The sequence below is a fragment of the Burkholderia sp. Ac-20344 genome, from assembly GCF_017104975.1.
Classification (GTDB): domain Bacteria; phylum Pseudomonadota; class Gammaproteobacteria; order Burkholderiales; family Burkholderiaceae; genus Burkholderia.
This window is the reverse complement of the sequence record NZ_JAAGPP010000263.1, coordinates 1-6,215: the sequence shown is the minus strand read 5'-3', so window position 1 is coordinate 6,215 and position 6,215 is coordinate 1. Positions and strand designations below refer to the sequence as shown.

Genomic DNA, 6,215 nt, shown 5'->3' with positions numbered 1-6,215 from the left:
GCCGCGTGGATCGCGGCGGTCGTGCCGCCGGTCGCCGTCGCGGCATGGCTTGCGGCCGTGCTGCCGTGGCCGCTCGCGGCCGCGCTGCACATCGCACTGCTGTGGTTCGCGCTCGGCGCAAAAAGCCTCGCCGACCATGTCGCGCCGATCGCCGCGGCACTGCTGCAGCGTGACCTCGGCGCCGCCCGCATGCTGACCGCGCGCATCGTGTCGCGCGACACGAGCGACGCGGACGAAGGCGCGCTGTCGCGCGCGGCCGTCGAGTCTGCACTCGAGAACGGCAACGACGCGATCTTCGGCGCGCTGTTCTGGTTCGTCGTCGCAGGCGGCCCCGGCGCGCTGCTGTTCCGGCTCGCGAACACGCTCGACGCGATGTGGGGCTACCGCACGCCGCGCTTCCTGACCTTCGGCTGGGCCGCCGCGCGCCTCGACGACGCGCTCAACTGGATTCCCGCGCGCCTCACGGCCGCGAGCTACGCGCTGCTCGGCGACACGGCCGCCGCCTGGCGCTGCTGGCGCACGCAGGCGCGCCACTGGGACAGTCCGAACGCCGGCCCGGTGATGGCCGCCGGCGCCGGCAGCCTGAACGTGCAGCTCGGCGGCCCGGCCGTCTATCACGGCGAGATCGAGGATCGTCCGGCGCTCGGCACCGGCGCAACGGCGACCGCCGTCCACATCGTCGCCGCGCTGTCGCTCGTCACGCGCACGCTTGCCCTGTGGCTCGCGCTGCTGGTCGCGAGCGGCGCACTCGTCATGGCCACCCATCATGTCTGACACCCGCATCGCGCACGGCGGCAACCTGCATGAAGCCGCACGCCGCCACGGCATTCCGTACGACACGTGGCTCGACCTGTCGACCGGCATCAATCCGGTCGGCTATCCGGTACCGCCCGTCCCGGCCGACGCATGGCGCCGGCTGCCCGACGACGGCGACGGCCTCGTGGCCTGCGCCGCGCAGTACTACCACGCACCCGATCCATCGCATGTGCTTCCGGTTGCCGGCAGCCAGGCTGCAATCCGCGCATTGCCCGCGTTGCTGCCGGCCGGCGACGCCGGCGTTGCGACGCTCGCATACGGCGAATACGCGCCTGGCTTCGCGCGCCACGGCCATCGCGTCGTCGCGCTCGATATCGGCACGGATACGCTGCCTGCAACGCTGCGCCACGTCATCGTCGGGAATCCGAACAATCCAACCGCCGAGTTCGTACCGGCCGAGCGCCTGCTCGGCTGGCATGCGCAGCTGGCGGCGCGCGGCGGCACGCTGCTCGTCGACGAGGCGTTCGCCGATACGGGCGCGACGCAGTCGCTCGCGCCGCACGTCGATCGCCCGGGGCTCGTCGTGCTGCGTTCGGTCGGCAAGTTCTTCGGGCTCGCCGGCATCCGCGCAGGCTTCGTGCTCGCGTGCCCCGACCAGATCGTCGCGCTGCGCGACATGCTCGGCGCATGGACGGTCGGTGGCCCCGCGCGCCACGCGGTCGCCGCGGCGTTCGCCGATCGCGCATGGCAGGCCGCCGCCCGCGAACGACTCGCGGCCGACGGCGCGCGGCTGTCCGCACTGCTGCGCGCGCACGACTTCACGGTTCGCGCGACGCCGCTCTTCAGCTGGACCGACGACCCGAGCGCCGCGGCGCTGCATGCGGCACTCGCGGCACGCGGGGTCTGGACGCGGTACTTCCCGGCACCGTCGAGCGTACGCGTCGGCCTGCCGGGCAGCGAGGCGGAATGGCAGCGCCTCGGCGACGCGCTCGCACACTGTGTGCCGCTGCTGCAACAGGAATCCGCATGAGTCTTCGCATGCTCCGCCGTCTGACGCCGGTTGCGATGCTGACCGCACTCGTTCAAGCACCGCTCGCCCACGCCGATGTCACGACGCGCGACGACGCCGGCAATACCGTCACGCTGCCTGCGCCCGCGCAACGCGTGATCAGCCTTGCGCCTCATGCGACCGAGCTTGTCTACGCGGCCGGCGGCGGCACGAAGCTCGTCGGCACTGTCACATACAGCGACTATCCGCCCGCCGCACAAGCGGTACCGCGCGTCGGCGACAACAAGGCGCTCGACCTCGAGCGGATCGCCGCGCTGAAGCCCGACCTGATCGTCGTCTGGCGGCACGGCAATGCCGAACGGCAGACCGACGCGCTGCGCGCGCTGCACATCCCGCTGTTCTTCAGTGAACCGAAGCATCTCGACGACGTATCGTCGTCGCTGCGCCGGCTCGGCACGCTGCTCGGCACGCAACCGGCGGCCGATGCGGCCGCGGCCGCCTATACGCGCGACATCGCGATGCTGCGTGCACGTTATGCCGCGCGGGCGCCCGTCGCGATGTTCTTCCAGGTCTGGGACCGGCCGCTGACGACGCTCAACGGCGCGCACCTGATCAACGACGTGATCGAGCTGTGTGGCGGCCGCAACGTGTTCGCATCGCTCAAGCCGCTCGCGCCGACCGTTACCGACGAGGCCGTGCTCGCGGCGAATCCGGAGGCGATCGTGACGACCCGCGCGGGTACGACGCGCTCCGACGAACCGCTGCCGAGCCTGGCGCGCTGGCGCACATGGCCCGCGCTGACGGCCGTGGCGCGCAACAACCTGTTCGCGATCGACGGCGACCTGCTGACGCGGCCATCGCCGCGGATCGCGCAAGGCGCGGCCGCGCTGTGCGAGGATCTCGATACTGCGCGTGCGAGGCGGCCGGCGCGCTGAATTCCGCGGACTTGCGCGCGCCCCTGCGCCCGATGTGTCAGTTGTCCGAGACGGATTGACCGCGCGCTGCGTCCGTCACCGGCAGACGCCAGCGCGCCTATTCGTCCCAGTGCACCACGTCCCACGTTCGCGTGGCGGCATCCGCGCGCAGCCAGACGACACCCCCTGTCGGCACCGGCCGCGACAACAGCGTATCGATCGGCATGCACAATACATGCGATGCAAACGCGCGGATCACGCCCGCATGCGTGACCACCCATTGCGGCCGGTCGAACTGCGCCACTGCATCGGCCCGTCGTGCGACCCGCGCAGCAAACCGCGCGACGCTTTCGCCGCCATGCGCGCACGTGTGCATCAGGTCGGCTGCCCACGCATCGAGCGCCGCGCGATCGATATCGTCCCAGCGCCGCATTTCCCACGCACCGAAATCCATTTCCTGCCAGTCCGCATCGCGTCGCAGCGGCACGTCGCATGCCTGCGCGAGCCGTTCGGCGACCGACGCGCAGCGCGTCAGCGGGCTCGTCCAGACCTGTTCGGGAAGCGGTGCGCTGAGTGCCGACAGATGCGCGCGCACGGCCTGCGCGCCGGCGCCGGCCGACGCGGCCAGCGGCACGTCGCTGCGTCCGTAGCAAATGCCCGGCTCGACGCCGACAGCCGGATGACGGATCAGGACGACGTCCATCCGAGCACCACGAGATAGATCGCCAGTTCGCACAGTTGCTGCGCGAAGCCGAGACAGTCGCCCGTATAACCGCCGATCCGCTTCACGAAATAGCGGGCGGCCCACGCGCGCACGAGCACGAGCGCAACGCATGCGACGACGCCCATGCGCCAGTCGGGCCAGAACAGCCAGGGCAATCCGAACAGTGCCGCGACACTCGCCACGCGTGCGCCCATCCGTTGCGCGACCGGCTTCGCCTTGCCTTCGGGCCGCACGTAGTCGAGCGTCATCAGCAAGCTCACGGCCGCCGCGCGGCTCGCCGCGTGCGCGGCGATCATCGTCCATGCGGCACGCAACGGCAGCATGGACGCAAGCGCCTGCCATTTCAGTCCAAGCGAGATCACGAGCGCGACCGCGCCGAACGTGCCGATCCGCGAGTCGTGCATGATGCGCAGCACGTCGTCGCGCGTATAGCCACCGCCGAACGCATCGCAACTGTCGGCGAGGCCGTCTTCGTGGAATGCACCGGTCGCGAGCAGCGTCGCGGCCATCGACAGACCGACCGCGATCGACGGGGGCAGCGCGCGCAGCGCGACGAGATAGACCAAGGCGCCCCACGCGCCGACGCATGCGCCGACGAGCGGAAAATAACGCGCGGCCTGGTCGAGATCGCCGGCCGCGTAGCCGATCGCGCGCGGCACGGGCACACGCGTGAAGTAGCCGAGCGCGACGAAGAAGTAGCGCAGTTCGGCCCGCACGCCGCGCGCGCGATCAGGCGTCACGATTGTCGACGCCGGCGGATTCGAAGCTCGCCATTTCCGTGAAGAACGCGGCCGCCGCGCGCACGAGCGGCAGCGCGAGCGCCGCGCCCGTGCCTTCGCCGAGCCGCAGGTCGAGCGCGAGCAGCGGCTTCGCGCCGAAATGCTCGAGCATGCGCCGGTGCCCGGCCTCGTGCGACGTATGCGAAAACACGCAGTAGTCGCGCACGCCCGGCGCGATGCGCTCGGCGACGAGCAGCGCGGCCGTCGCGATGAAGCCGTCGACGAGGATCGTCATCCGTGCGCTCGCGGCCGCGAGATACGCGCCCGTCATCATCGCGATCTCGAAGCCGCCGAACGTCGCAAGCACGTCGAGCGGCGCAATCGCGTGCGAGTGCCTGACGAGCGCACGGCCGAGCACCGCGCGCTTGTGCGCGAGGCCCTGGTCGTCGAGGCCCGTGCCGCGCCCGACGCAGGCGTCGATCGGCACGCTGAGCAGGCGGCTCATCAGGCACGCGGCCGACGACGTGTTCGCGATCCCCATCTCGCCGAAGCCGATCACGTTCGTGCCGAGCGACGCATGCAGGCGCACGCGCGCCGCGCCGGCCGCGAGTGCCGTCATCGCCTCGTCGCGCGTCATCGCCGGTTCCGCCGCGAAGTTGCGGGTCCCGCGCGCGACCGGCAGCGACACCAGCCGGTCTGACACCGGCAGCGGCGACGCGACGCCCGCATCGACGATCTCGAGCGTGCACTGCGCGACGCCCGAGAACGCGTTGATCGCCGCACCGCCGGCGAGGAAGTTCGCGACCATCTGGGCGGTCACCGCTTGCGGATAAGGACTCACGCCCTCGGCGGCAATCCCGTGATCGCCGGCAAACACGATCATCACGGGACGCTGCACGGCCGGCCGCTCGGTGTGTTGGATCAGGCCCATCTGCAGCGCGATCGCCTCGAGCTGGCCGAGGCTGCCGGGCGGCTTGGTCTTGTGGTCGATCACGTGCTGCAGGCGCTTGCGCAGCGCGTCGTCGAGCGGCGCGATCGCGGGCGGGAAGGGAATCGGGGTCGTCATCGAAAAGCCGTGTCGTTGGCGCGGTGTGCGCCGCGCATCGGAAAAGAAAAGGTCATTGTCGCTCGGGCCACGCCGGCAGCAGCGCATCGCGGCCGTTCTCGCGGATCAGCACGAGCGGATAACCGAACGCATCGCTCGCGCGCTCGGGCGTCAGCACGTCGTGCACGGGGCCGGCCCACGCGTGGCCGCGGCCGTCGAGCAACAGCGCATGCGTCGCGAAACGCCGCGCGAGGTTCAGATCATGGCACGAGAACAGCACCGTGCGCGGGCCCGCGTCGAGCCATGCGGCCAGCGCGGTCAGGCAATCGATCTGGTGATGCAGGTCGAGATGCGCGAGCGGTTCGTCGAGCAACATCAGCGGCGCGTCCTGGCACAGCGTCGCGGCCAGCGCGACGCGCTGCCGCTCGCCACCCGACAGCGACAGCACGTCGCGCGACGCAAGCGCGGCCAGGTCGAATGTCGCCAGCGCGTCGCGCGCGGCCGCGCGGTCGCCGTCACGCTCCCAGCCCCAGCCGCCGAGATACGGAAAGCGGTTGAGCAGCACCGTGTCGAACACGGTCGCGCTGAATGCGTCGTGCAGTTGCTGCGGCATCAGCGCGCGGCGCTGCGCGAGCTGCTCGGGCGGCCATGCGGCAAGCGGCCGGCCGTCGATCTCGACCCGACCGCCGGCCGGCGGCTGCAGCCCCGCGAGGGTCGCAAGCAGCGTCGTCTTGCCCGCGCCGTTCGGCCCTGCGACGCACCAGATCTCGCCGGGACGGAACGCCCGGGTGAAACCGTCGAGCAGCGTGCGTGCGCCGGCCCTCAGCGTCAGGTCGACGGCCGCGTAGTTCATGTCGCCGGCCGTGGCGTGCAGTGCGCCCCCCGTCATCGCATCGGCCTCCTCAACAACATCCACAGGAACACCGGTATTCTCTCCAGCAACGCATGCGAGCACTCGCCGAACCATGTGGCGAGCGAATCCGCATTCACCGCCATGCTCAGCCGCGCGCGTTCATGCTGTTTGCGCGATGACCCGACCTGGAGATAG

Annotated in this window: 7 protein-coding genes; 3 read left to right on the top strand and 4 right to left on the bottom strand. The window is 71.1% G+C overall.

Going from position 1 to position 6,215, the window contains the following annotated elements; genetic code table 11:
• From cbiB to G3N64_RS37780, 3 genes are all read left to right on the top strand, one after another.
• A partial coding sequence (gene cbiB / locus G3N64_RS37790) for an adenosylcobinamide-phosphate synthase CbiB (protein WP_205788693.1) occupies positions 1 to 774 on the top strand: 774 nt, incomplete at its 5' end.
• The gene (gene cobD, locus G3N64_RS37785) at positions 767 to 1,786 is read left to right on the top strand and encodes a threonine-phosphate decarboxylase CobD (protein ID WP_205788692.1); all 1,020 of its coding nucleotides are present in this window, start codon (positions 767 to 769) and stop codon (positions 1,784 to 1,786) included. The genes cbiB and cobD, both read left to right, overlap by 8 nt.
• A complete protein-coding gene (locus tag G3N64_RS37780) occupies positions 1,783 to 2,700 on the top strand; it encodes a cobalamin-binding protein (RefSeq protein ID WP_205788691.1) in 918 nt (305 codons plus the stop codon). The genes cobD and G3N64_RS37780 overlap by 4 nt, the downstream gene beginning before the upstream one ends.
• A gap of 97 nt (positions 2,701 to 2,797) precedes the next feature.
• Here the strand turns inward: G3N64_RS37780 and cobC are convergent, their stop codons facing one another.
• The 4 genes from cobC to G3N64_RS37760 are packed head-to-tail and all read right to left on the bottom strand — an operon-like array spanning position 2,798 to position 6,056.
• On the bottom strand, positions 2,798 to 3,382 hold the full coding sequence (gene cobC / locus G3N64_RS37775; RefSeq protein ID WP_205788690.1) for an alpha-ribazole phosphatase: 585 nt from the start codon (positions 3,380 to 3,382) through the stop codon (positions 2,798 to 2,800).
• Positions 3,367 to 4,143: an adenosylcobinamide-GDP ribazoletransferase gene (locus G3N64_RS37770; RefSeq protein ID WP_205788689.1), complete on the bottom strand. Its 777-nt coding sequence runs from the start codon at positions 4,141 to 4,143 to the stop codon at positions 3,367 to 3,369. Before G3N64_RS37770 ends, cobC begins: the two co-directional genes overlap by 16 nt.
• Positions 4,133 to 5,188 carry a nicotinate-nucleotide--dimethylbenzimidazole phosphoribosyltransferase gene (gene cobT, locus G3N64_RS37765; protein WP_205788688.1) on the bottom strand — a complete coding sequence of 352 codons (1,056 nt, stop codon included), beginning with the start codon at positions 5,186 to 5,188 and terminating at the stop codon, positions 4,133 to 4,135. The genes G3N64_RS37770 and cobT overlap by 11 nt, the downstream gene beginning before the upstream one ends.
• A gap of 52 nt (positions 5,189 to 5,240) precedes the next feature.
• The gene (locus tag G3N64_RS37760) at positions 5,241 to 6,056 is read right to left on the bottom strand and encodes an ABC transporter ATP-binding protein (protein WP_205788687.1); all 816 of its coding nucleotides are present in this window, start codon (positions 6,054 to 6,056) and stop codon (positions 5,241 to 5,243) included.
• Between the last annotated feature and the right edge of the window lie 159 nt (positions 6,057 to 6,215).

Coding starts and splice junctions, on each gene's coding strand:
- cobD (WP_205788692.1), top strand. CDS start 767: ATGTCTGACACCCGCATCGCGCACGGCGGCAACCTGCATGAAGCCGCA.
- G3N64_RS37780 (WP_205788691.1), top strand. CDS start 1,783: ATGAGTCTTCGCATGCTCCGCCGTCTGACGCCGGTTGCGATGCTGACC.
- cobC (WP_205788690.1), bottom strand. CDS start 3,382: ATGGACGTCGTCCTGATCCGTCATCCGGCTGTCGGCGTCGAGCCGGGC.
- cobT (WP_205788688.1), bottom strand. CDS start 5,188: ATGACGACCCCGATTCCCTTCCCGCCCGCGATCGCGCCGCTCGACGAC.
- G3N64_RS37760 (WP_205788687.1), bottom strand. CDS start 6,056: ATGACGGGGGGCGCACTGCACGCCACGGCCGGCGACATGAACTACGCG.